Source organism: Pseudoxanthobacter sp. M-2 (assembly GCF_046156265.1).
Lineage (GTDB): Bacteria > Pseudomonadota > Alphaproteobacteria > Rhizobiales > Segnochrobactraceae > CAMDHY01.
The window spans coordinates 200,032-222,179 of the sequence record NZ_JAWDIR010000047.1; the positions used below are offsets into that span (position 1 = coordinate 200,032).

Annotated in this window: 19 protein-coding genes; 9 read left to right on the plus strand and 10 right to left on the minus strand. The window is 71.4% G+C overall.

The window, feature by feature from the left end:
- The first annotated feature begins 4 nt into the window (after positions 1 to 4).
- Positions 5 to 1,318 (plus strand): glycolate oxidase subunit GlcF, encoded by a 1,314-nt coding sequence (gene glcF, locus RUR49_RS25065; RefSeq protein ID WP_409149295.1) that lies wholly within the window; start codon positions 5 to 7, stop codon positions 1,316 to 1,318.
- 59 nt (positions 1,319 to 1,377) lie between these two features.
- On the opposite strand, the gene RUR49_RS25070 is transcribed toward glcF, so the two are convergent.
- Positions 1,378 to 2,358, minus strand: coding sequence for a hypothetical protein (locus tag RUR49_RS25070; RefSeq protein WP_409149297.1), 981 nt, complete (start codon positions 2,356 to 2,358; stop codon positions 1,378 to 1,380).
- A gap of 238 nt (positions 2,359 to 2,596) precedes the next feature.
- Here RUR49_RS25070 and RUR49_RS25075 point away from each other — a divergent pair, with 238 nt between their 5' ends.
- Together RUR49_RS25075 and RUR49_RS25080 are read left to right on the plus strand one after the other, a co-directional pair.
- Complete coding sequence (locus RUR49_RS25075) at positions 2,597 to 5,683, plus strand: PAS domain-containing protein (protein ID WP_409149299.1); 3,087 nt, start codon at positions 2,597 to 2,599, stop codon at positions 5,681 to 5,683.
- Positions 5,684 to 6,011: 328 nt separating this feature from the next.
- Complete coding sequence (locus RUR49_RS25080; RefSeq protein ID WP_409149301.1) at positions 6,012 to 6,428, plus strand: hypothetical protein; 417 nt, start codon at positions 6,012 to 6,014, stop codon at positions 6,426 to 6,428.
- A gap of 73 nt (positions 6,429 to 6,501) precedes the next feature.
- On the opposite strand, the gene RUR49_RS25085 is transcribed toward RUR49_RS25080, so the two are convergent.
- Both RUR49_RS25085 and RUR49_RS25090 read right to left on the minus strand, forming a co-directional pair.
- Positions 6,502 to 7,410 carry a pentapeptide repeat-containing protein gene (locus RUR49_RS25085; protein ID WP_409149303.1) on the minus strand — a complete coding sequence of 303 codons (909 nt, stop codon included), beginning with the start codon at positions 7,408 to 7,410 and terminating at the stop codon, positions 6,502 to 6,504.
- Positions 7,411 to 7,551: 141 nt separating this feature from the next.
- Positions 7,552 to 7,803, minus strand: a complete 252-nt coding sequence (locus RUR49_RS25090; RefSeq protein WP_409149305.1) for a hypothetical protein — start codon at positions 7,801 to 7,803, stop codon at positions 7,552 to 7,554.
- Positions 7,804 to 8,121: 318 nt separating this feature from the next.
- Here RUR49_RS25090 and RUR49_RS25095 point away from each other — a divergent pair, with 318 nt between their 5' ends.
- On the plus strand, positions 8,122 to 9,531 hold the full coding sequence (locus RUR49_RS25095; RefSeq protein ID WP_409149307.1) for a cytochrome P450: 1,410 nt from the start codon (positions 8,122 to 8,124) through the stop codon (positions 9,529 to 9,531).
- A 7-nt stretch (positions 9,532 to 9,538) separates the two neighbouring features.
- Here the strand turns inward: RUR49_RS25095 and RUR49_RS25100 are convergent, their stop codons facing one another.
- Positions 9,539 to 9,898 carry a winged helix-turn-helix transcriptional regulator gene (locus RUR49_RS25100; protein ID WP_409149309.1) on the minus strand — a complete coding sequence of 120 codons (360 nt, stop codon included), beginning with the start codon at positions 9,896 to 9,898 and terminating at the stop codon, positions 9,539 to 9,541.
- 140 nt (positions 9,899 to 10,038) lie between these two features.
- Between RUR49_RS25100 and RUR49_RS25105 the strand changes: the two genes are divergently transcribed.
- The gene (locus tag RUR49_RS25105; protein ID WP_409149311.1) at positions 10,039 to 10,740 is read left to right on the plus strand and encodes a glutathione S-transferase family protein; all 702 of its coding nucleotides are present in this window, start codon (positions 10,039 to 10,041) and stop codon (positions 10,738 to 10,740) included.
- A 308-nt stretch (positions 10,741 to 11,048) separates the two neighbouring features.
- On the opposite strand, the gene RUR49_RS25110 is transcribed toward RUR49_RS25105, so the two are convergent.
- Positions 11,049 to 11,510: an NUDIX hydrolase gene (locus tag RUR49_RS25110; protein ID WP_409149313.1), complete on the minus strand. Its 462-nt coding sequence runs from the start codon at positions 11,508 to 11,510 to the stop codon at positions 11,049 to 11,051.
- A 389-nt stretch (positions 11,511 to 11,899) separates the two neighbouring features.
- Between RUR49_RS25110 and RUR49_RS25115 the strand changes: the two genes are divergently transcribed.
- The gene (locus RUR49_RS25115; protein ID WP_409149314.1) at positions 11,900 to 13,120 is read left to right on the plus strand and encodes an MFS transporter; all 1,221 of its coding nucleotides are present in this window, start codon (positions 11,900 to 11,902) and stop codon (positions 13,118 to 13,120) included.
- A 183-nt stretch (positions 13,121 to 13,303) separates the two neighbouring features.
- On the plus strand, positions 13,304 to 14,503 hold the full coding sequence (locus RUR49_RS25120) for a M24 family metallopeptidase (protein WP_409149316.1): 1,200 nt from the start codon (positions 13,304 to 13,306) through the stop codon (positions 14,501 to 14,503).
- A gap of 60 nt (positions 14,504 to 14,563) precedes the next feature.
- On the opposite strand, the gene RUR49_RS25125 is transcribed toward RUR49_RS25120, so the two are convergent.
- The 5 genes from RUR49_RS25125 to RUR49_RS25145 all read right to left on the minus strand — a co-directional run bounded on the left by RUR49_RS25125 (position 14,564) and on the right by RUR49_RS25145 (position 20,062).
- The gene (locus RUR49_RS25125) at positions 14,564 to 15,910 is read right to left on the minus strand and encodes an amidohydrolase family protein (protein ID WP_409149318.1); all 1,347 of its coding nucleotides are present in this window, start codon (positions 15,908 to 15,910) and stop codon (positions 14,564 to 14,566) included.
- A gap of 183 nt (positions 15,911 to 16,093) precedes the next feature.
- Positions 16,094 to 17,206, minus strand: a complete 1,113-nt coding sequence (gene modC / locus RUR49_RS25130; protein ID WP_409149320.1) for a molybdenum ABC transporter ATP-binding protein — start codon at positions 17,204 to 17,206, stop codon at positions 16,094 to 16,096.
- 61 nt (positions 17,207 to 17,267) lie between these two features.
- On the minus strand, positions 17,268 to 17,969 hold the full coding sequence (gene modB / locus RUR49_RS25135) for a molybdate ABC transporter permease subunit (RefSeq protein ID WP_409149322.1): 702 nt from the start codon (positions 17,967 to 17,969) through the stop codon (positions 17,268 to 17,270).
- Positions 17,970 to 18,405: 436 nt separating this feature from the next.
- Positions 18,406 to 19,206, minus strand: a complete 801-nt coding sequence (gene modA, locus RUR49_RS25140; RefSeq protein ID WP_409149324.1) for a molybdate ABC transporter substrate-binding protein — start codon at positions 19,204 to 19,206, stop codon at positions 18,406 to 18,408.
- A 64-nt stretch (positions 19,207 to 19,270) separates the two neighbouring features.
- Positions 19,271 to 20,062 (minus strand): TOBE domain-containing protein, encoded by a 792-nt coding sequence (locus RUR49_RS25145; RefSeq protein WP_409149326.1) that lies wholly within the window; start codon positions 20,060 to 20,062, stop codon positions 19,271 to 19,273.
- Positions 20,063 to 20,220: 158 nt separating this feature from the next.
- Here RUR49_RS25145 and RUR49_RS25150 point away from each other — a divergent pair, with 158 nt between their 5' ends.
- Both RUR49_RS25150 and RUR49_RS25155 read left to right on the plus strand, forming a co-directional pair.
- Positions 20,221 to 20,601: a VOC family protein gene (locus RUR49_RS25150; RefSeq protein ID WP_409149328.1), complete on the plus strand. Its 381-nt coding sequence runs from the start codon at positions 20,221 to 20,223 to the stop codon at positions 20,599 to 20,601.
- 127 nt (positions 20,602 to 20,728) lie between these two features.
- The gene (locus RUR49_RS25155; RefSeq protein WP_409149330.1) at positions 20,729 to 21,706 is read left to right on the plus strand and encodes a 2-hydroxyacid dehydrogenase; all 978 of its coding nucleotides are present in this window, start codon (positions 20,729 to 20,731) and stop codon (positions 21,704 to 21,706) included.
- The last annotated feature ends 442 nt before the right edge of the window (positions 21,707 to 22,148 follow it).

Genomic DNA, 22,148 nt, shown 5'->3' on the forward strand with positions numbered 1-22,148 from the left:
CGCCATGCAGACGAGCTTCACCGACGAGCAGCGCGCCGACCCGAAGATCGTCGAGGCCGAGGCGATCCTGCGCAAGTGCGTGCACTGCGGCTTCTGCACCTCGACGTGCCCGACCTTCGTGCTGCTCGGCGACGAGCGCGACAGCCCGCGCGGCCGCATCTACATGATCAAGGAGATGCTGGAGAACGACCGCCCGGCCGATGCCGAGGTGACGCGCCACGTCGACCGCTGCCTGTCGTGCCTCTCCTGCATGACGACGTGCCCGTCCGGCGTCGACTACATGCACCTCGTCGACCGCGCCCGTGCCCACATCAACGAGACCTACGACCGCCCCTGGCACGACCGGCTGATGCGGGCGGTGCTCGCCGCCACCGTGCCGAGCCCCGCGCGCTTTCGGCTGGCGCTCACCGGTGCCCGGCTGGCGCGGCCGTTCGCCGGCCTCGCCGCGAAGCTGCCGGTGGTCGGCGCACGCGCGGCGGCGATGCTGGCGCTCGCCCCGGGCAAGCTGCCGGCCGCCCGCCCGCCGGCCTCCGCCGCCGCCACCGGCCCCCGCCGCGGCCGCGTCGCGCTCCTGAACGGCTGCGCCCAGGCGGTGCTCGCCCCGTCGATCAACGCGGCCGCCGCGCGATTGCTGGCGCGTGCCGGCTACGAGGTCGTGGCTGCTCCCGGGGAGCAGTGCTGCGGCTCGCTGGTGCTGCACATGGGCAGGGAGGAGGCCGCCAAGGCGGCGGCGCGCATCAACGTCGACGCCTGGACGGCCGTCCTCGACAACGGCGGCCTCGACGCCGTCGTCATCACGGCGTCCGGCTGCGGCACCACCATCAAGGACTATGGCCACCTGCTCGCCGACGACGCCGCCTATGCGGCGAAGGCGGCGCGCATCTCGGCGCTGGCGAAGGACGTCAGCGAGGTGCTCGCACCCCTCGACCTCGGCGAGCCGGAGCGCCGCTCAACCACGGTAGTTGCCTACCACTCGGCCTGCTCGATGCAGCACGGCCAGAAGATCCGCCTCGAGCCGAAGGCGCTGCTCGCCCGCGCCGGCTTTGCCGTCAAGGACGTGCCAGAGGGCCACATCTGCTGCGGCTCGGCCGGCGTCTACAACATCCTGCAGCCTGAGATCGCCGGCCAGCTGCGGACGCGCAAGCGTGACAACCTGGCGAAGACGAAGGCCGCGATCGTCGCCACCGGCAACATCGGCTGCATCGTCCAGCTCGCCGATCGCCCCGGCGAAACCGGCCGCCCCGTCACGCACACGGTGGAGCTCCTCGACTGGGCCTACGGCGGCCCCGAGCCGGCGAGCCTCGCCGGCCGGCTCTGAGAGATTAGCCGGCCGCCTGTAGGCGAGCCCGCCGGCGGCCTCGGCCGCGGCGACCCGTCCTACGGCTCGTCCACCATGAAGTAGTGCCAGGACCCGTCGGCGCCGATGCCGATCTTGAAGAACAGCCATTCGTCGTAGGCCCGCATCTCGTCGACGTCGGCTGCGGTGAGGATGCGGTAGAGCTCGACGATCTGCTGCGGGGTCAGCCGGTCGATCGGCATCGCCGCGAAATAGGGCCAGACATACATCTCGCCCGGCTGGCCGGGGTTGAGCCGCACCCAGCCGGCCTCGAGCAGGTCGATGAGGATGGCGAGGATCTCGCGCCCCTCCTGATCGCCGGAGGATTCCTTCAGGAAGGTGATCGGGTCGCCGACGTCGCCGCGCGCAAGCACCGGCGGCATCTCGCTCGTCTCCAGCACCGCCCGGAGCGCCTCGATGTCGCCGCCGCGCGCCGCCTCCAGGATTGCCGCCCGCATCTTGCGCACGGGCTCCGGAAGACCCGCCTCGCCGTAGTGAACCTCCGGCAGCGGGCTCGTGTCGGGCACCACGTCGACCACCGGCGGGCCAACGCCGCGATTGGGATCGACGCCGAAGGGTGTCGGGGGCTCCTCGTCCTGCCCCGCCGCGGGTCCGCGCTCGTCCGGCCCGGCCGGCGCGTCGGCGGGCGACGCCTCGGAGGGAGGGCTGTCGGAGCCAGGACCGCCTGCGGGAGGCCCGCCGGCCGGCTGTTGCGACGGCGACTGCCCGTCGCCAGTCTGGTCTGCGCCGCCATCGGGCGTCTCGCCGGGCAGCGGCGGCGGTTCCAGCGCGCCCTCGGGCAGCGGCTCGTCCTCGCCGCCGTGCCCCGCCGGGTCCGGCGTGGCGAAGGGGCTCGGCGCATCCTCGTCGACCTCGCCCGCGCCGATGCGCGCAAAGGCCGCCGTCGGCGGCAGCGCCGCCGAGATCACGGCGGCGAAGGCGAGCGTCACGGCGGTCGCCGTGACGGCCGCGCGTGCGCCGGCTGAGAGCCCGGCCATCCGGCCGGAAAGGACGCGAAACATCGTTTGAACCCGGCCGAGGACGTGGCGGCCACCTTACCGGCGTTCGCCCCGCGTTGAAACCGCGCCACATCCTCGCGCCGCCGACCGTTGCCGTGGAACCACGCGCCGTCTTGGGCGTTTCCACTCGCCGCGGGGGGATGGCTTGGGATTCTCTGGGGCTTCCTGTATCGGGAAGACGGAGGATGTCGCCAGCGCCGGTCGGCGTCGTTGGTCACTCCGGATCCCGAGTTTCGCACGCATGCCGGTGTTCAGCCGTATTGACCGCGATGCCATCTTCGAGGCGTCGCCCAATCCCTATGTCCTGCTGGACCCATCCCTCACCATCGTCGGGATGAACGGAGCCTATCTGGCGGCGACGGGGCGGACGCGCGAGGAGATCCTCGGCCGCAACATGTTCGAGGCCTTCCCGAGCGATCCGGCTTCTCTGCCGCATCGGCAGCTGCGCTCCTCGCTGGAGCGCGCCTTTGCCACCCGGCAGCGCGACCACATCCCCCTCATCCGGTACGACCTGCCCCGTCCCGACGGCACGTTCGAGGAGCGTTTCTGGGCCGCCACCCATACGCCGCTGCTGGATGCCGCCGGCGAGGTGGTGGTGGTGCTCCAGCACACCGTCGACGTCACCGAACTGCAGCGCCTGCGCTCCGCCGCCGGCGCCAAGGACGACCGCTCGACCTATGTGTCGCAGATCGAGGGCGCCGTGCTGCGCCGGGCGCTCGATGTCGAGGAGACCAGCCGGGCTCTGGTCGAGGAGCGCGACCATCTGCGCCGCCTGTTCGAGCAGGCGCCGGGCTTCATGGCGGTGCTGAGCGGCCCGACCCACGTCTTCACCCTCGCCAACGCCGCCTACACGACGCTGGTCGCCCGCACCGACGTGCTCGGCAAGCCGGTCATCGAGGCGTTGCCGGAAGTTCGCGGCCAGGGCTTCGTCGATCTCCTCGACAGCGTCTATCGCAGCGGCCAGCCCTATGTCGGGCGCGGCATGCGCGTGGTTCTCGAGCGGCGGGACGCGCCGGACGACGAGCGCTACGTCGACTTTGTCTACCAGCCGATCTTCGACCGTGATGGTTCCGTCGCCGGCATCTTCGTGCAGGGCCACGACATCACCGAGCAGAAGCACGCCGAGAAGGCGCTCTCGGAGAGCGAGCAGCGCTTCCGGCTCGTCGCCGAGAGCGCGCCGGTGATGTTGTGGATGAGCACCGCCGATGGGCACTGCCTCTACCTCAACATGGCGCAGCGCCGGTTCTGGGGCGTCGCCCCCGACGCGGTGGCGAGCTTCGACTGGGGCGGCACCATCCACCCGGACGATCGCGAGAAGGTCGCCGGTCCGCTCGCCGCGGCGATGGCCGAGCAGCGGCCGTTCAGCCTCGAGGCCCGCTACCGTCGGGCCGACGGCGACTGGCGCCTCCTGCACACCGACGCCCGCCCGCGCTTCGCCCCCGACGGGGCCTTCCAGGGGATGATCGGCGTCAATGTCGACGTCACCGAGATGCGCCGCGCCGAGCAGGCGCTCCAGGAACTCAACGCCACGCTGGAGCGCCAGGTGGCCGAGCGCACCGAGCAGCTGCGCCAGAACGAGGAGCGCCTGCGTCAGGTCGTCAAGCTCGAGGCGATCGGCCGGCTCACCGGCGGCGTCGCCCACGACTTCAACAACCTCCTGCAGGTGATCGGCGGCAACCTGCAGCTCCTCGCCCGCGAGCTCGAAGGCGACCCGCGCGCCGGGCAGCGCCTGCGCAATGCGCTCGCTGGCGTCGCCCGCGGCTCCAAGCTCGCCTCGCAGCTCCTCGCCTATGGCCGCCGCCAGGCGCTCGCGCCGAAGACCGTCAATCTCGGCCGCCTCGTCCGCAGCGTCGACGAGATGCTGCGCCGGGCGCTCGGCGAGGGCATCGAGATCGAGACGGCGATCGCCGGCGGCCTGTGGAACACCTTCGTCGACCCCGGCCAGGTCGAGGACGCGCTCCTCAACCTCGCCATCAACGCCCGTGACGCCATGGAGGGGCAGGGCCGGCTGACGCTCGAGGCCGGCAACGCCTTCCTCGACGACGCCTATGCCGCCAACCACGACGTCACCACCGGCCAGTACGTCATGCTCGCCGTCACCGACACTGGCAGTGGCATGCCGCCAGAGGTGATCGAGCAGGCCTTCGAGCCGTTCTTCTCGACCAAGCCCGAAGGGCAGGGCACCGGCCTCGGCCTCAGCCAGGTCTACGGCTTCGTCAAGCAGTCCGGCGGCCACGTGAAGATCTACAGCGAGGTCGGCCACGGCACGACGATCCGCCTCTATCTGCCGCGCTCGCGGCGCGAGGAGGACGTCGTCACCGACATCGACGCCGGCCCGGTCGCTGGCGGCAGCGAGACGATCCTCGTCGTCGAGGACGACGAGACGGTGCGCGAGACCGTCGTCGAGATGCTCGCCGACCTCGGCTACCGGGTGCTGAAGGCGAAGGACGCCGAGAGCGCGCTGTCGGTGCTGGCGAGCGGCATGCCGATCGACCTCCTCTTCACTGACGTCGTCATGCCCGGCACGCTCAGGAGCCCCGAGCTCGCCCGCATCGCCCGCGAGCGCCGGCCCGGCATCGCCGTGATGTTCACCTCCGGCTACACCGAGAACGCCATCGTGCACGGCGGCCGCCTCGATGACGGCGTCGACCTGCTCAGCAAGCCCTACACCCGCGAGGCGCTGGCCCGCCGCCTGCGCGACGCGCTGCGCCGGGCGGGTCGGCCCGATCCGGCGGCCGTACCGGATGTCGCTGGCCGGTTTGCTTCCCCGCCGCGCGCCGCCGCGGCTTCGACCGGACCGGCCCGGCGAAGCGATGGTGCCGGAGGCGATGGCGCCGCTTCCCCTCACGAGCTGCAGGATTCCGCCTTCGCCACGGACGCCGACGGCGTCACGGCGTGGCGGGGCGCCGATGGTGCAGCCGCCCCGCACGGCGGCGACGGCGCTGCGGCCCCCGGAGCCGAAGGTGCCGCGTCGCTGCGGGTGCTCGTCGTCGAGGACGACATCATCATCCGCATGTCGACGGTCGACCTCCTCGCCGGCCTCGGCCACACCGTTTTGGAGGCGGGCAACGCGAGCGAGGCGCTTTCAGTGCTCGAGCGCGAGCCGATCGACGTGCTGATCACCGACATCGGCCTCCCCGGAACCTCCGGCGGCACGCTCGCCGTCGAGGCGAGCCGGCGCATCCCCGGCCTCGGCATCGTTTTCGCCTCCGGCCGCGACGCCCTGCCACCGGAGGCTGCCGAGCTGCCGTCTGGGCGGGCGGTACTGCTGCGCAAACCCTACGATTTGCGACGGCTGGCCGAGGCGCTCGTGGAGGCGCGGGGGTAGGAATCCACGTCTTGAGCCGTCCCAGTTGATCCGGACGGCGCCGGGCGCGACCGACGTTCGGTGTCTTCTTTCGTCAGGTGCAGCAGACGGCTTGTCTTGAAAGGCAACTCCCGTCCGCTTCTCGCGAGACAGCCCGGCCCATGCGTGGCGGGCTGGCACCGGCAAGGGGTGTCCGAGAGGAAGCGGCCTGCAGGCGGGGGTGGCGCGTCGGCCGCTCACAACCCGAGGCAGTCGCGCGTGCGAGCCCGTTCAGGCATTGTCCCGGTTCGATGCCGCAACCGCCTACATACTGTTGGTCCACGCTTACCGGTGTCGGATGGGGATCCACATGAAGCACGCTTCGATCATTTCCACCGCCATCGCCTGCGCCTGTCTGGCCCTGCCCACCGCCGCCTCCGCCAACGGCTGCAAGGAGTCCGACATGGCCGGAGACTGGCAGATGATGACGATCCTGGAGGGCAAGCAGGCCGCTTGCTCCCTCGGCGTCTCACGCTCCGGCGACATCAGCAAGAAGTCCGAGTGCGTCGCCAGCACGACGCTGGACTGGGAACTCTCCGGCACCCTCAGCGTCGACAGCAACTGCGAGATCACCTCGGACCTCAAGCTCAAGCGCGGCAAGGATACCTTGAAGTTCAGGGGCATTGCCGGATTGATGCTCAAGAACGGCGAGCTCTTCACAATTTCCGCGATCGACAAGGATGACAAGACGATCACGAACTTCCTGGCGCTGCGCGACCGGGAGTAGTCGCTGCTCCCGGTGTGATGGCGTCCGAAGGAGCGCTGCGGACGGTGGTGTGCGGGGAGGTGGTCGGCCTCGCCTACTTCCCCGCCTGTGCGCCGCCGATGCAGACGCTCTTGTCGGCGAACACCATGCCGTGCTTCTCGGGGCGGAAGCCGCGGGGGAGGCGCGTCTGGCAGTCGTAGCGGGCGCCGGCGAGCACGGCGACTTCGATCGCTGAGGCCTCGCGCAGGTCGGCGCCGCGCAGATCGGCGTTCGTGAAGTCTGCGGCGCTGAAGTTGCCGCCAACCTCGGCGCCGCGCAGATCCGCGTTGGTGAACCTCGCTTCGATCGCGCCCACCTGGCGCATCACGGCGAGTTGCATCCGTGCGCCGGTGAAGTCCGCCTCGGTGATGACCGCGCGGACGAAGCGGGCGCGCTGGAGGTCCGCGCCGACGAGCTTGGTCCCTTCCAGATTGGACTCGGTGAAGATCGCTTCCTGCAGGTTCGCACGGGTCAGGTCCAGCCCGTCGATGCCGGCTGCGGTCCAGTCCGAGCGTGGGGCGTGCAGATCGGGCAGCGTTCCGTCGGGTAGCCATATCCCGGTCAGGTCGCGGCCCGCGAGATCGAGCCCCGATACCCGGATTTCCGGCATCTTCGCGTCCAACGAGAATGCACCGTCCGGTCGCTTCTGCGACTCGTAGGCGATTTCGGAGCGAGTTCGCTCCAAGAGGAGGCGTGCGACCGGACTCGAGTCCGCGATCTTCGCCAATTCCACAAGGCCACGCTCTCGTGCTTTCAGCCAGTTGGGCCGCGACAGCAGCAGAAGTTCTCCTTGCAGGAGTTGAGTGTCCGCCCCCCTGGGCGCCAATTCGGCAACTTTCGCCACGGCCGGCCCGGCGCGGGACAAGTCGTTCCAGCCTATGAAGAAACGCGCAAGCGCGGTCTGTTTCGCAAGATCTCTTGGACTTTGCCGTGCGAGACGCTCCAACTCGGCCTTCTGTCTCATGTATGCTTCGACAATGGTGCGGGAGGGAGGCGAAGCGCAGAGCGGCACAACATAAGAGCCATGTTCATCGCGGTAGTAAGTAGCGAATGCCGGCGGGCCTTCTTCGTTTGAATTCGGACACTCATCCGTGTCTGAGTAGTGTTATACTAAAATAGTTTCCCCATCTTTGATGTCGCCTTTCACGGAAAAATGGATTTTCTCCGAAAACAAGCAACCCTTTGTGGGTGAGACGACGCCGCCTTTATCTGCCGCCCACGCAATATGTTGTGCCATGCGGAGAGACTGTCCGTCTGTCGTGGTGGGGCAGTGGATTGCAAAATCCGCCATCGCCGACGGCGCCAGCAGCGGCACAAGACAGGCAGTGACGGCGAGGACGCGAAGGCGGTGCAGCATGGGGGACGCTCCGAGAGACACCCCCATCCCCCGTCCACATCATGTCGCTTCCGTGGCACGCGTCGGTTGCAGCCTCAACCTTCCCCGACCGTGGCGCCGCCGCCACGCCTCGGGGCTAGGCGGGCGGGCGGGGGCGGTGCTAGATGCGGGGCGTTCCGTGGCGGCGGCGACCTCCCGCGCCCCCGCCACACCACCACCGTGCCGCCTGCGGACCGTCTGCCGTCTCGGGCGGCCGTTGCCCGCCGCCATCCGACCGCCGCCATTCCACTGCCGACTGCCGACTGCCGACCCTCCGCCCCAACAGGACCCCGCCCGCCGATGAACCTCACCGTGCCGGTCGAACCGCCGCCCTCGTCGAACTACCGTCCGCCGGCGCCGGCGCGGCGCTCGGAGGCGGCGATCCTGGCGCGCGCGGTGTTCCTGCGCCAGCGCGACCTCCTCAACCTGCTACCCGCCGAGGCCTACCGGCTGAAGATGGGCAAGGTGCCGATCGGCAAGCGGCGCATCTGGATCGTCAACGACCCGAAGCTCATCCGCCGCATCCTCGTCGAGAAGGCCGAGGACTATCCGAAGAGCGACCTGATGGTGGCGGCGCTGAAGCCGCTCGTCGGCGACGGCATCTTCATCTCCAACGGCCACACCTGGAAGCGGCAGCGGCGGATGATCGAGCCGTCCTTCGCCCACATGCGGCTGACCACCGCCTATCCGCAGATGGTCGGCGCCGTCGACACGCTCATCAGTGAGCTCGCGGCCGCGAAGGGCCCGGTCGAGCTCGACGCGGCGATGAGCCGGGTGACGGCCGACGCCATCTACCGGACGATCTTCTCCGAGCCGCTCGCCTCGTCGGACGCGCGCGGTGTCTTCGACGCCTTCCAGCGCTACCAGGACGTGGTGCCGCAGGTGAACCCGAAGACGATCATCTCCTCGCCCGCCAACGGCAGCTTCGACGACGTGCCGGCGGTGGTGAACGCCTGCCGCGAGATCCGCGGCGTGCTCGGCCGCCTGATCGACCGGCGGCTGGCCGAGGAGGCGGCGGGCAAGGTGCGCGACGGCGACGACCTCGCCGGCGCCGTCATGGCGGCGCGCGACCGCGAGACCGGCACCCGCTTCGATCGCGACGAGCTGATCGACCAGATCGCCGTGTTCTTCCTCGCCGGCCACGAGACGTCGGCGTCCGTGCTCGCGTGGTCGTTCTTCATCCTGTCGCAGACGCCGGAGATCGCCGCCGAGATCCGCGCCGAGGTGAAGGAGATCTGCGGCGACGGGCCGATCGAGTACGCCCACATCGCCCGCATGGTCTACACCCGCGCCGTCTTCAAGGAGACGATGCGGCTCTATCCGCCGGTTTCCTTCATCACCCGCATCGCAACCAGGTCCGACGAGATGCGCGACCACAAGGTCGAGCCCGGCGACCTCGTGGTGGTGTCTCCCTGGCTCGTCCACCGCCACGACAAGTTCTGGAAGGACCCGGAGGTGTTCCGCCCGGAGCGCTTCCTGCCGGAGAACGAGAAGAAGCTGAAGGCCGACACCTACCTGCCGTTCGGCCTCGGCCCGCGCGTCTGCCCGGGCGGCGGCTTCGCCCAGACCGAGGGCGTGCTGATCCTTGCTTCGCTGACCCGCCGCTTCGCCTTCGAGACGCTGGCGCCGGAAAAGGTGAACCCGGTCTGCCGCATGACGGTGCGCCCCGACGCCGCCATCCGCGCCCGCGTCATCGACCTCGCCGCCTGAGCGCGGGCTATTCGGCGGCGGCGGATACCTCCGCCCCGCTCTGATCCCCGGCGCGCCGCCGCGCCAGCGCCTCCCACCAGTCGCCCAGCGCGTCGACGAGCGGCACCAGCGCCCGCCCGTCCTCGGTCAGCGCATACTCGACCATCAGCGGCACGCCGGGATGGACGGTGCGCGAGACGACGCCGGCCGCCTCGAGCTCGCGCAGATCGAGCGTCAGCATGCGGTGCGAGATCGCCGGATTGTCGCGGCGAAGCTCGCTGAAGCGCTTCGGCCCGCTCGACAGGTAGTAGATGAGGAGCGTCCGCCAGCGGCCGCCGATCAGCCGCATCGCCTCCTCGATCGAGCACCCGGACACCGTGTCCTTCATCGGCTCCGCTCCTCATTTCCCCGCGCGGCGAAGTATAAAATTTGTAACCAGGTTACAAAATCCTGCATTCTTTACAACATCTCCGCGCCGCCGCATATCCGCTCCTGCTTGGCCAAGCATCAAAGCAACAGGAGAAGATCATGGAACCCGTGCTTTTCTACGGCGTGCCGCAGGGCTGCTCGTTCGGATCGATCGTCGCGCTGGAGTGGCTCGGCGCGCCCTACCGCCTCTCTCGGGTCGAGATGCCCGCCGAGGTGCAGGGGCCGGCCTTCGCGCGCATCAACCCGGTCCGTGAGACGCCGGCGCTGATGCTGGACGACGGCCGCGTCGTCACCGAGAGCGCCGCGATCCTCGCGGCGCTCGTCGCCCGCGACCCCGGCCACCGCCTCGGCGCCGCCCAGGGAACGGCGGACTTCGACCGGCTGAACCAGGCGATGTCCTACCTCACGACCACCTACTTCGCGGCCTTCTCGCCGCTGTGGACGGCCTACGAGATGGCGGAAGACCCGCCCGTGCAGGCGATGCTGCGCACGCTCGGGCGCGAACAGGTGGCGAAGGCGCACGGCCAGCTCGACGCGATGCTGGAGGGCCGCGACTGGCTCGCCGGCGACCGCCGCACGGTGGCCGACGCCTACTTCGCCGGCATCGTCCGCTGGGCGGCCTATCACGACGCCGGCGACCTCGCCGCCCATCCGCGGCTGGCGGCCTTCGTCGCGCGCCTCGAGGCCGATCCGGGCGTCGACTTCGCCCGCGCGATCGAGGCGGGCGAGGCGCCGGCCGGCTCCGGCGGCTTCCGCGGCCACGTCGCCCTCGCCGACCTGGTGCCACGCCTCGCCGCGTGAGCGGGGTGGGGAGGCGGCGGGCTGCCGAGCGCCGCCCCACCCACCGCCGTCATCCCGGACCAGCGAGGCGTGAGCCGAGCGCCTGATCCGGGATCCAGGAGAGACACCGCGCCGCAGGCGCGGCTTTGAGCGCGCCAGAGGCGCGCCCCTCTTAACCACGGGCGCTGCTGAAGCGTCGCGCGTCCCGCGCGACCATTCTTGCGCTGGGCCCCGGATCGGCGCTCGCCTTTGGCTCGCTTGTCCGGGGTGACGATGGAGGGGAGGGGTGGACGCTGAAGGGCGGCGTGCCGGCCGGCAGCCGCTCTCCCTCAGCCGGCGTCGCCGACCAGCACCCGGCTGGCGGTGATGACGGCGGCGGCGCCGGGGGTGAGGTCGAGGGCCAGCGCCTCGTCGGGGGCCAGGAACAGGGCGACCGCGGCGTCGTCGCCGGCCACCGGCTCGCCGGCGCGCCAGCGGGCGGCGTAGACGGCGAGCACGAAGTGGTGCGCCGGCGGGTCATCCGCGCTGGCCGCCGGCGCCGCCACCATGACGTCCAGCGCGTCGACGATGCCGACGATGTCGGCGGTGACGCCGGTCTCCTCGGCGAGCTCTCGCGCCGCGGCGGCGCGGATCGCCTCGCCATACTCGACATGGCCGCCGGGCAGGCTCCACATCCCCTTCAGCGGCGGTCGCCCGCGCTGCACCACCAGCACGCGACCCTGCCGCCAGCAGGCGACGGAAACGCCGATCGCCGGGCGGCGGGTCGGGACGGGCGGCGCGGCGTCGGGCATCGGTCGTCCTCGGCGGGGCGGTCGCACGCCGAGGGATCGGCGCCGGCCTCGGCACACGGGCCGGCGATGCCGGCCCGGTCGCGGGCAGTCCGACCGGCTCGCGCCGGTCACGTCCTGGCAGTCCGACCGGCTCGCGCCGGCCGCACCTTGGGCAGTCTGACCGGCTTGCGCCGGTCCTGTCGCGGGATAGACCGCCGAATCGGCCGCCGCCAGTCTCCCCGGCGCGGAAGCGACGATTTTCACCGAGGATTTTCGGCGCCGACGAAGCGGTGTAGCGTCCGCGGCGAGTGCATCCGCGATGTCCGTCGTCTTTCCCCGATCCCGCCACCTGAGTGACGACGCCCGGCCGCGGCCGGTCGGCGGCCGCCGGTCCGCGTCGTGAGCCCGCCATGACCGCGACGCCCCGGCGCAGCCTCACCGACCATCTGCGCGTGCCGGCGATCGGCGTGGCGCAGATCCTCGCCTGGGGCTCCTCGTTCTATCTGCCGGCGGTGCTGGCCAAGCCCACCGTCGCCGACACCGGCTGGCCGCTGCCGTGGGTGGTCGGCGCCTTCTCGCTCGCCCTCCTCGTCTCGGGCCTCGTCTCGCCGCGCGTCGGCGACGTCATCGAGGCGCGCGGCGGCCGGCCGGTGCTGGCGACGGGGGCGGCGACCATCGCGCTCGGCCTCGTCGTCATGGCGCTTTCGCCGAACCTTCCCGTCTATGTCGCCGCCTGGTGCCTCGTCGGCGCCGGCATGGGGGCGGGGCTCTACGACGCGGCGTTTGCCGCCCTCGGCCGCCTGCACGGCCTCGCGGCGCGGCGCGAGATCACCAACCTGACGCTCGTGGCCGGTTTCGCCAGCACGGTGTCGTGGCCGCTCGCCGCCCTGTTCGTCTCGGAATGGGGCTGGCGCGGCGCCTGCCTCGCCTTCGCGGCGCTGCTGATCCTCGTCGCCGTGCCCCTCTACCTCGCCGCCTTCCCGCGCGAGGCACGCCGGGAGGTGGTGCATGCAAAGGCGCCGGCGACAGGGGAGGGGGAGCAGCATTCAGCGCCCCGCGCCCCCGCCCGATCACAAGTGTTCTCCCCGCTGTTCATGCTGACGGCGGCGGCGTTCACGCTCTCCTCGGTGATCGCTTCGATCGTTTCCGTCCACCTGATCACGCTGATGGAGGCGCGCGGCGTCGCGCTCGCCGCCGCCGTCGGCTTCGGCGCCCTCATCGGGCCGTCGCAGGTCGCCGCCCGCATCGTCGAGAGCGTCATCGGCAAGCGCTATCACCCGCTGTGGACGATGCTCGCCTCGACGCTCTGCGTCGCCACCGGCGTCGCCTTGCTGTGGACGGGGATGCCGGCCCTGCTCGCCGCCGCCTTCGTGTTCTACGGCGCCGGCATGGGCATCAAGTCGATCGCGCGGGGCACCCTGCCGCTCGCCCTCTTCGGCGCCGACGGCTACGCACCGCTGATGGGCCGCATGGCGATGCCGATCCTCGTCACCATGGCGGTCTCGCCCTCGGTGGGCGCCGTGCTGATCGAGCGCGCGGGCGCCGACGCGACGATCGGCGTGCTGGTGGCACTCGCCGTCATCGACGTGGCGCTGGTGGTGGCGATCTTCCCGCTCCGCCCCCGGTCCTGACGGGAAGGCTTCCCGTGAAACGGGCGAGGCAGGTTCACGCGTCGCTGAGCGTGTGCACCGTATGCCGCAAGGTGTATGCAGAGCGCTCGCGGGGCGCTAAACCTCTCTCCGAGCGACCAAAGAAATGACGGACGGGATGCCGCCTCTGGCCCCGCACCGCAGAACAACCCCCCGGGAGGACCAATGCTGCCCACCCTCGCCAGCCTGACCGCCACCGTCGAGGCGGAGTTCGCCGCCCTCATCGACGCCGAATATCCCCGCTTCAGCGCCGAGGAGATGGCGCGGCGGCGGAAGCGCTTCGACGATCTCTGCGAGGCTCAGGGCCTCGACGCCATCATCGTCGCCCATGCGCAAAAGGCCGGCACGACGACCTTCTGGCTGACCGGCTGGCCGACCACCGCCGACGCGGTGACGCTGCTCGTGCCCGGCCGGCCGATGAAGCTCTGGGTGCAGCACGTGAACCACCAGCCGCTGGCGGCGAAGCTCGCCGACACCTGCGAGGTCGAATGGGGCGGCAAGTCCGGCCTCGGCCACGCTCTTGCGGCGCTCGCCTCCGACAAGCCGGGGGCGAAGCGCATCGGCCTCGTCGGATCGCTCTCGGCCTCCCAGCACGCGAGCCTCGCCGCCGCAGGCACGGTGGTCGACCTCAACGCCGCCTATTCGAAGATGCGCTACGTCAAGTCGGCCGAGGAGATGCCGTGGTTCCGCTTCGCCGCAGCGATGAGCGACCTCGGCGCAGCCTCGCTCGCCGAGCGGGCGAAACCCGGCATGACCGAGAAGGAACTCGGCGCCCTCGTCGAGGCGCCGTACGTCAGGCTCGGCGGCACCAACGCGCTCCACTATATCGGCACGACGCCGATGGCCGACCCCTCGGTCGGCGTGCCCCGGCAGTTCCCGTCCTCGCGCCGGCTCGCCGTCGGCGATGCGCTCGTCTGCGAGATCAGCGCGCAGTTCTGGGATCATTCCGGCCAGGTGCTGCGCACCTTCGCCGTCGGCACCGAGCCGAACGCCCTCTACCGCGAGCTGCACGCCTGTGCGGATGCCGTCTTCGACGCGGTGACGGCGAAGGTGCGCGCCGGCACGACGCCGGCCGAGCTCGTCGCCGCCTCGCACGGCATCGAGGACGCCGGCTTCACCATCATCGACGACCTCGTGCACGGCTATGGCGGCGGCTACTTCCCGCCCATCCTCGGCTGCGCCAGCCGTCCCTCGGCGAATGTGCCGGACATGAAGCTCGAGGCCGGCATGATGCTCGTCGTGCAGCCGAACATCGTCACCCGCGACCGCCGCGCCGGCGTGCAGACCGGCCACCTCATGCTGGTGACCGAGACCGGCTTCGAGCCGCTGCAGCGCTTTCCGCGCGGCTTCCACGTCATCGGCTGAGGCGGCAGTCGCCGAGACGCCTGTCCGCAGGCGTCTCGGCTGCCGGCTGCGGCAGCGCGATTACTGCAGCAGCCCCGCGTCGGTTAGGATGCGCCGGCCGGAGCTGCGCAGGTCGGCGATGATCCCGTCGATCCCGCCGGCGACGAGCCGGCCCGCCCGCTTCTTCACCTCGCCGGCGATCAGCACGGTGTCGACGTTCGCCGGCTCGGCATAGTTGACGACGATGCTGACCGGGTCGATCACCGAGGCGGTGTTCAGCGCGTCGCGGCGCACCAGCACAATGTCGGCCTGCTTGCCGGGCGTGAGCGAGCCGATGCGGTGGTCGAGGCGCAGCATCCGCGCGCCGTCCATCGTCGCCCAGCGCAGCGCGTCGCGGGTGGTGAGGAAGGGCCCCGGCGCCGTGCCGGTGCGCTGCGTCGTCAGCGTGTCGGCGTTGCGCTGCGCCTGAAGGGTGAAGCGCGTGTGGGCGAACATCGAGCCGGTCACCGCCGATTCGACGTCGACGCCGATCGAGCAGGGCGCGCCGAGCGCCGTCAGCCGGCCGGTGATGGCGTCGCCGAAGCCCATCTGCAGCTCGACTTCCGCCGTCACCGTGAAGTTCGCGCCGGCATCGACCAGGCACTTGATGCGGTCGTCGGGGAAGTCGTTGGCGTGGACGACATTGAGGCGGCCGTCGACGAGGCCGGCGGCGACCAGCCGCTCGAAGCCGTCGGGGTTCATCGCCTTGCCGCTGGCGTGGCAGCTGGTGACGAGGTCGAACTCGCGGCCGAGCTCGAGGTCGGTGACGCTGACCTCGTAGGTCGAATAGTACGGGCCGAGGATGGCGAGGCCGAGGGTTATGAGGGCGTCGTCGCTGGCGAGCCGCCCCTTGCGCAGGCGTTCCACCTCCGAGCGCGGCATCGGCACCTCGCTGAAGTGCTTCTGGCCGGGCTTCGGGTCGGGCTTCGGCGAGCCGTGCAGGAAGACGGCGCGGATGCCGGAGGCTTCCAGTCCGTCGAGGCCGGCCTCGGTGTGATCCGGCGTCGGGTTGTTGTGGCACCAGTCGGCGAGCGTGGTGACGCCGCCGGCGATCTGGTTGAGCGCGCCGGCGAGCGTGCCGATGCGGATATCGTCGGGGCGGAAGTGGGTCGCTAGGCCCGCGTGCATCGCCCGGATGTACTGGCCCATCGTCCAGTCGGAGCCCGCACCCTTCAGCCCCGTCTGCCAGGTGTGCATGTGGGCGTTGACGAGGCCGGGAATGGCGATCGTGCCGGTGCCGTCGATCTCCTCGGCCCCCTCGACCGCCCCAATCGAGGGGGCGATCTCGGCGATGGCGTCGCCATCGACGAGGATGTCGCCGCAGGCGAGGTCGCCGACGGCGATGTCCATGCTGATGATCGTGGCGTTGCGGATCACCGTCTTGCCCATTGCGGAGCGCTCCTTGTCCCTGTTTGCCAATGCCGCCCGGACGGCGGTCGTGGCGCCACTCTAGGGGTGGCGGCGAAGGCCTGCAATCGTTTGCAGTTTTTTGCCAAGTCGGCTGATGTCGTCCGCCGTGTTCGCCAAGCGCAGCCGCGGATGGTCACGTGGGGCGTCGCGGGCCGTGGCCGTTCAGGCGTCCGCGAGATGGCCCGGCGGAGCCGGCGCGCCGCCATCGCCGGCGAGCGTCGAGGCCTTGATGATGGCGAAGCACGGCCGCCCGGGGGCGAGCGCGAGCTCGGTGAGGGCGCGCCGCGTCAGCCGCGCGTGCAGCGTCGCCGTGCCGGTGGCAAGCGTCACTTCGACGGATGCGCCATGCGGCGCGCCGATCACCGTCACCGTCGCCGGCAGCACGTTGAGCGCGCTGAGGCCGCGCGGGGGCTCGCTCGCCAGCAGCACGTCGCGGGCGCGCACCAGCAGCCTGAGCCGCGCGCCGGTCGGCCGGCCGAGGGCGGGCACCAGCAGCGGCCCGGCGTTGGTGTCGAGCCGCGTCAGCCCGTCCTGCTCCTCGCCCGCCACCACCGCATCGAGCACCGCGCCGGCGTCGTCGGAGGCGGTGGCGTCGAGGCCGCCGATCACCGTGTCGGCCGGCCCGCAGGCGACGACGCGCCCGTGGTCCATCGCCACCACGGTTCCGGCGAGCCGCACCACCTCCGGCACCGAGTGGCTGACATAGACGATCGGCACCCGCGTCTCCGCCGCCACCTTCTCGAGATAGGGCAGGATCTCCGCCTTGCGGGCGACGTCGAGGGCCGCCAGCGGCTCGTCCATCAGAAGCAGCCGCGGCCGCGCCAAGAGCGCCCGCCCGATCGCCACCCGCTGCGCCTCGCCACCCGACAGCCCGGCCGGCTTGCGGTCGAGCAGGGGGACGATGCCGAGCAGCGCCACCACCCGGTCGAACTCGTCCGCCGTCCCGCGCCGGCCGGCGAGCGAGGCCATGCGTCGGCCGTAGCCGAGGTTCGAGCGGACGGAGAGGTGCGGGAACAGCCGCGCCTCCTGGAAGACGTAGCCGACGCCGCGCTTGTGCACGGGCACGTCGATGCGCCAGGCGGAATCGAACAGCGCCTCGCCGTCGAGCATCACGCGGCCCTCCGACGGCCGGATCAGCCCGGCGATGATGTTGACCAGCGTCGTCTTGCCCGATCCCGAAGGCCCGAACAGCGCGGTGACGGCCGCGTCGCTCGCGAACGCCGCGTCGAGCCGGAAGGCGCCCTGGAGATGGCGGACGTCGACCTCGAGCCTCATGCGCCGGTGCCGATGCCGGAGGGCGCAGCGCTGCTGCCGCGCTCGGTTGCGGAGGGTGCGCTCACCGCCGCGTCTGCCCGATCGCCCGCCGCGTCCGGCGCGCCAGCAACTCCGACAGCACGAGCGCGGCGAGCGACAGCGCCACCGAGATCAGCGTCAGGCGCAGCGCCGGCCCGTCGCCGCCGGGCACCTGCGTGTAGGTGTAGATCGCCGAGGCGATCGTCTGCGTCTCGCCGGGAATGTTCGAGACGAACGTCACGGTCGCGCCGAACTCGCCCATGGCGCGGGCAAACGCCAGCACGCCGCCGGCGAGGATGCCGGGCAGGATTAGCGGCAGCGTCACCGTCAGCGCCACCAGCACCCGCGGCGCCCCGAGCGTCGAGGCCGCATCCTCGAGCCGCCGGTCGACCGCCTCGATCGACAGCCGGATCGCCCGCACGAACAGCGGGAACCCCATCACGGCGGCGGCGAGCGCCGCCCCCGTCCAGCGGAACGAGAACACGAGCCCGAAATGCTCGGCGAGGAACGCGCCCACCGGCGCCCGCCGGCCGAAGACCAGCAGCAGCAGGAAGCCCGTCACCACTGGTGGCAGCGTCAGCGGCAGATGGACGAGCGCATCGAACAGGATGATGCCGGGAAACCGGCACCGCGCCAGGATCCACGCCACCAGGATCGCCACCGGCAGGCTCGCCGCCACCGCCACCAGCGCCACCCGCAGCGTCAGCCAGATCGCCGTCGTTTCCTCGGGGGTGAGTTCGGGCACTTTACCCTCCCCTTGAGGGGGAGGGTCGGCGACCGCAGGTCGCCGGGGTGGGGTGGCGCCGCCGGGAGGCGGCGGAAAAGCTGCGAGGGCTGCAAAAAAGTGAGTCATGCGCGGGCTCCCGCCTGCGGGTCACCCCACCCCGCCGCGCTGCGCGCGTCGACCCTCCCCCTCCAGGGGAGGGTGGGCGCATGTCCAGTCTTGAGCACCAGGTTGAATGACCGGAGCACCAGCCCTCATGGCCGGCCCCGCTTGCACTTCCCTCTCCGCAGTCATTCCCGGCCTTGTGCCGGGAACCCATTGCCATCCACGCGCTCCACCGCCGGCCGCTCGACAGCGGCGGACGAATGGGTTCCCGGCACAAGTTCGGGAATGACCTCACAATGGGGGAAAGAGTGACGTCCGCCGTCCTCGCCATCGACGCCGCGCCCCTCTCGCCTCAGTTCGTGCCCGCCCGCTCGCCGAGCACGGTGAAGCCGGCCTTCTCGAACACCGCGCCGGCCTTCGGCGTGGCGAGGAACTCGACGAAGGCCGCCGCCGCCGGGTTCTGCGACTCGGCCGTCACCGCGACCGGATAGACGATCGGCGGATGACTGTCCTCGGGGAAGGTGCCGACGACCGCGACCGCCGGATCGGCGGCGGCGTCGGTGGCGTAGACGATGCCGTAGGGCGCCTCGCCGCGCGACACGAAGGCGAGCGCCGCCCGGACGTTCTCGGCAAACGCGATGCGGCCCTCGACCGAGCCCCAGACGCCGAGGCCTTCCAGCGCCGCCTTGCCGTACTTGCCGCACGGCACCGCGAGGTCGCACAGCACCAGCCGCCCGTCGCCGAGGGCGGCGGCGAGCGCGAAGCCCGGCCCGATCTCAACCGCCCTTGCGCCGTCCTTCGGCGCGATCAGCACGAGGCGGTTGCCGAGCAGCCGCCGCTCCGTCCCGGCCCGCACGAGGCTCTTGCCGGCGAGGTACTTCATCCAGTCGAGGTCGGCGGAGATGAACACGTCGGCCGGCGCACCGCTCTCGATCTGCCGGGCGAGCGCCGAGGAGCCGGCATAGGAGACGGTGACCGGCGCCCCGCCCTCGGCCTCGTAGAGCGCCACCGCCCCGTCGAGCGCACCCTTCAGGCTCGCCGCGGCGAAGACGACGATCGGGTCCGCCGCCCGCGCCTGCCGAGCGGCGAGGGGGGTGGCGAGGCCGGCGATGGCGAGCACGCCGGCGGCGAGAAGGGTGCGGAGGGATCGCATCGGCAGGGTCTCCGGGCTGCGTCGAGGGGAGGAGGATCAACCGGCTGCACTCAGGCGGCCGCGCTCAGTCGACGGCGAGGATGACGTGCGAGGCCTTCACCAGCGCCGTCGCCGGATCGCCGACCTTGAAGGCGAAGTCGTCGGCGCTCTCCCGCGTGATCACGGCGACGATCGTCTTGCCGCCGCCGATGTCGAGCGCCACCTCGGAGGACACCGCCCCGTCGCTGACGGCGGCGACGGTGCCGGAAAGCGCGTTGCGCGCCGAGGTGCGCGGCGGGCTCGCCCCCGGCGCCAGGATGACGAAGGTCGACTTGATCAGCGCCACCGCCGCCACGCCCGGCGCGAGCCCGAGGTCGGCGACGCTCTCGCGCGTGATCACCGCGGTGATCGTCACCGTGTCCGACACCTTCAACGCCACCGAGGCGTTCACCGGGCCGTCGGTGACGCTTTCCACGACACCGCGCAGCGCATTGCGGGCACTCGTTCGCATCGACAAGCTCCAGAGCAGGGAGGGAAGGCTGGCGGCGCCGCGGCCGAGGTGACGCTCCAGCCTGCCGACGGCGGCGGAGAGCTCCGCCTCGATCATCGTCAGCGCCCGCAGCGCGTCCTCGCCCTCAGGCGTCAGTCCGGCGCCGCCGCCGGCGCGCCCGCCCGGCCGGGCGGCGACGAGGGGGCGGTCGAACAGGTTGTTGAGCGCATTCACCGCGTCCCAGGCGCCCTTGTAGGAGAGCCCGACCCGGCGAGCGGCGGCGGCGATCGAGCCCTCGTCGCGGATCGCCTCGAGCAGCCGCACCCGGTCCTCGCCCAGGCGGACGGCGGGATCGCGGCGGACGGTGAGGGTGGTGGTGAGCGCCAAGGCGGGAGTCCAATAAGCGTTATGCAGTCAGACTACATAACGCTTGCGGCGAGCGCCAGTCCGTCCCCGGCCCCGCGCCAGCCCGTCGCACGGCCGCCACGAAGGGCGGGCAGCCTTCTCCCGCCGCGCGAAGGACGCGGCCTTCAAGGGAGGGCGACATGGCGGAGCACGGAACGATCGTCTGGACCGAACTCAACACCCGCGAGCCGGAGGCGGCGGCGGCCTTCTACGAGAAAACGCTCGGCTGGGAGATCGAGGCGATGCCGATGGGCGACATCACCTATCGCCTCGCCAAGGTCGGCGGGCAGCCCGTCGCCGGCATCTTCACCATGGACGGCCCGCAGTTCGACGGCATCCCCTCCCACTGGTTCTCCTATGTCGAGGTCGACGACGTCGACGCCCGCTGCGCCGCCGCCGCCCAAGCCGGCGCGACCATCCTGCAGCAGCCCTTCGACGTTCCGACCGTGGGCCGCATCGGCATCGTCAAGGACCCGACCGGCGCCGTGCTCGGCTGGATGACCTCGGCGCCACAAGGCTGAGCGAACCGCCGAGCGCTGCCGACCGCGCATCCGCCCGGAACGGGAGCGCGCCGTCGGAGGTTGTCGATCATCCCCGGCAGCCTTTACGGTGCGCCCCCCGAGACCCGAGCGAGAGGAGCGGCGCCCGATGCCGGCAGAGCCGACCGAGAAGCCGACCATCCACGTCTACAAGCGCCTGCCCGCCACCGTCGAGGCGGCGCTGTCGGAGCGCTACCGCACGACGTTCGGCGACGACGAGACGCTCTACACGGCTTCCGAAATCCTCGCCCGCGCCGAGGGGTGTGACGCCCTCGTGGTGACGCTGCTCGAAAAGCTCACCGCCGACGTCATCGCCTGGCTGCCGAAGACGGTGCGCATGGTCGCCACCTGCTCGGTCGGCACCGACCACATCGACCTCGCCGCCGCCAAGAGCCGCGGCCTCGTCGTCACCAACACGCCGGGCGCCGTCGTCGAGGCGACCGCCGACATCGCCTTCCTGCTCATCCTCGCCGCCACCCGCCGCGCCTCCGAGGGCGAGGCGATGGTGCGCACCGACACGTGGCCCGGCTGGCGGCCGACGCAACTCCTCGGCATGGGCCTGCAGGGCCGTCGCCTCGGCCTCGTCGGCTTCGGCGGCATCGGCCAGGCGGTGGCCCGCCGCGCGCTCGCCTTCGGCATGGAGGTGCACTGGCACGGCCCCCGGCCGAAGTCCGGCCCCGACCTGCCGAAGGCGACCTACCACGCCCGCCTGGAGGATCTGCTCGCCGTCTCCGACGTCCTCTCTTTGCACGCCCCCTCGGGCCCGGAGACGCGCAACCTCGTCAACGCCGAAACGCTCGCGCAGCTCCCGCCCGGCGCCGTCGTCGTCAACACGGCGCGCGGGGACCTCGTCGACGACGACGCCCTCATCACCGCGCTGAAGGGCGGCCGCTTGATGGCGGCGGGCCTCGACGTCTACCGCGGCGAGCCGGCGCTCGACCCGCGCTACCGGTCGCTGCCGAACGTCGCCCTGCTGCCCCACCTCGGCACCGCGACGCTCGAGACGCGCACGGGCATGGGCATGCTGTGCGTGGAGAACCTCGACGCCTTCTTCGAGGGACGGGAGCCGCCGAACCGGGTGGCGTGAGAACTGAAGCCGGATACGGGTTCACAGAGGCCCGACCACGGAGGCGGTACGTCATCGGGTACATCGGCACCGTCCACCGGACGGCGAACCGTGAGGAGTGTGTCCGCGTACCGCCACAGCCGTCATGGCCCGGCTTGACCGGGCCATCCATCCCAACCGCTAGGGCCGGTTGTGTGATGGATCGCCCGGTCAAGCCGGGCGACGACGGGGACAGGATTCTACCCTTTCCCGGTTCGGCGCTTGCCTGCCTCGCTGGTCCAGGATGATGCGAACCGACCTCGATGCTCCACCCGACCCACACGTACCACCCGCCCCTTGAGGGGGCGGGTCGACGCGCGCAGCGCGGCGGGGCGGGGTGACCGCGGGCGGCAGCCCGCGCATGACTCTTTCCGCGGCCACCGTGCTTTGTGGACGCCGTCGCAGTTCTTCCCGCCGCCTCCCG

Coding starts and splice junctions, on each gene's coding strand:
- glcF (WP_409149295.1), top strand. CDS start 5: ATGCAGACGAGCTTCACCGACGAGCAGCGCGCCGACCCGAAGATCGTC.
- RUR49_RS25070 (WP_409149297.1), bottom strand. CDS start 2,358: ATGTTTCGCGTCCTTTCCGGCCGGATGGCCGGGCTCTCAGCCGGCGCA.
- RUR49_RS25075 (WP_409149299.1), top strand. CDS start 2,597: ATGCCGGTGTTCAGCCGTATTGACCGCGATGCCATCTTCGAGGCGTCG.
- RUR49_RS25080 (WP_409149301.1), top strand. CDS start 6,012: ATGAAGCACGCTTCGATCATTTCCACCGCCATCGCCTGCGCCTGTCTG.
- RUR49_RS25085 (WP_409149303.1), bottom strand. CDS start 7,410: ATGAGACAGAAGGCCGAGTTGGAGCGTCTCGCACGGCAAAGTCCAAGA.
- RUR49_RS25090 (WP_409149305.1), bottom strand. CDS start 7,803: ATGCTGCACCGCCTTCGCGTCCTCGCCGTCACTGCCTGTCTTGTGCCG.
- RUR49_RS25095 (WP_409149307.1), top strand. CDS start 8,122: ATGAACCTCACCGTGCCGGTCGAACCGCCGCCCTCGTCGAACTACCGT.
- RUR49_RS25100 (WP_409149309.1), bottom strand. CDS start 9,898: ATGAAGGACACGGTGTCCGGGTGCTCGATCGAGGAGGCGATGCGGCTG.
- RUR49_RS25105 (WP_409149311.1), top strand. CDS start 10,039: ATGGAACCCGTGCTTTTCTACGGCGTGCCGCAGGGCTGCTCGTTCGGA.
- RUR49_RS25110 (WP_409149313.1), bottom strand. CDS start 11,510: ATGCCCGACGCCGCGCCGCCCGTCCCGACCCGCCGCCCGGCGATCGGC.
- RUR49_RS25115 (WP_409149314.1), top strand. CDS start 11,900: ATGACCGCGACGCCCCGGCGCAGCCTCACCGACCATCTGCGCGTGCCG.
- RUR49_RS25120 (WP_409149316.1), top strand. CDS start 13,304: ATGCTGCCCACCCTCGCCAGCCTGACCGCCACCGTCGAGGCGGAGTTC.
- RUR49_RS25125 (WP_409149318.1), bottom strand. CDS start 15,910: ATGGGCAAGACGGTGATCCGCAACGCCACGATCATCAGCATGGACATC.
- modC (WP_409149320.1), bottom strand. CDS start 17,206: ATGAGGCTCGAGGTCGACGTCCGCCATCTCCAGGGCGCCTTCCGGCTC.
- modA (WP_409149324.1), bottom strand. CDS start 19,206: ATGCGATCCCTCCGCACCCTTCTCGCCGCCGGCGTGCTCGCCATCGCC.
- RUR49_RS25150 (WP_409149328.1), top strand. CDS start 20,221: ATGGCGGAGCACGGAACGATCGTCTGGACCGAACTCAACACCCGCGAG.
- RUR49_RS25155 (WP_409149330.1), top strand. CDS start 20,729: ATGCCGGCAGAGCCGACCGAGAAGCCGACCATCCACGTCTACAAGCGC.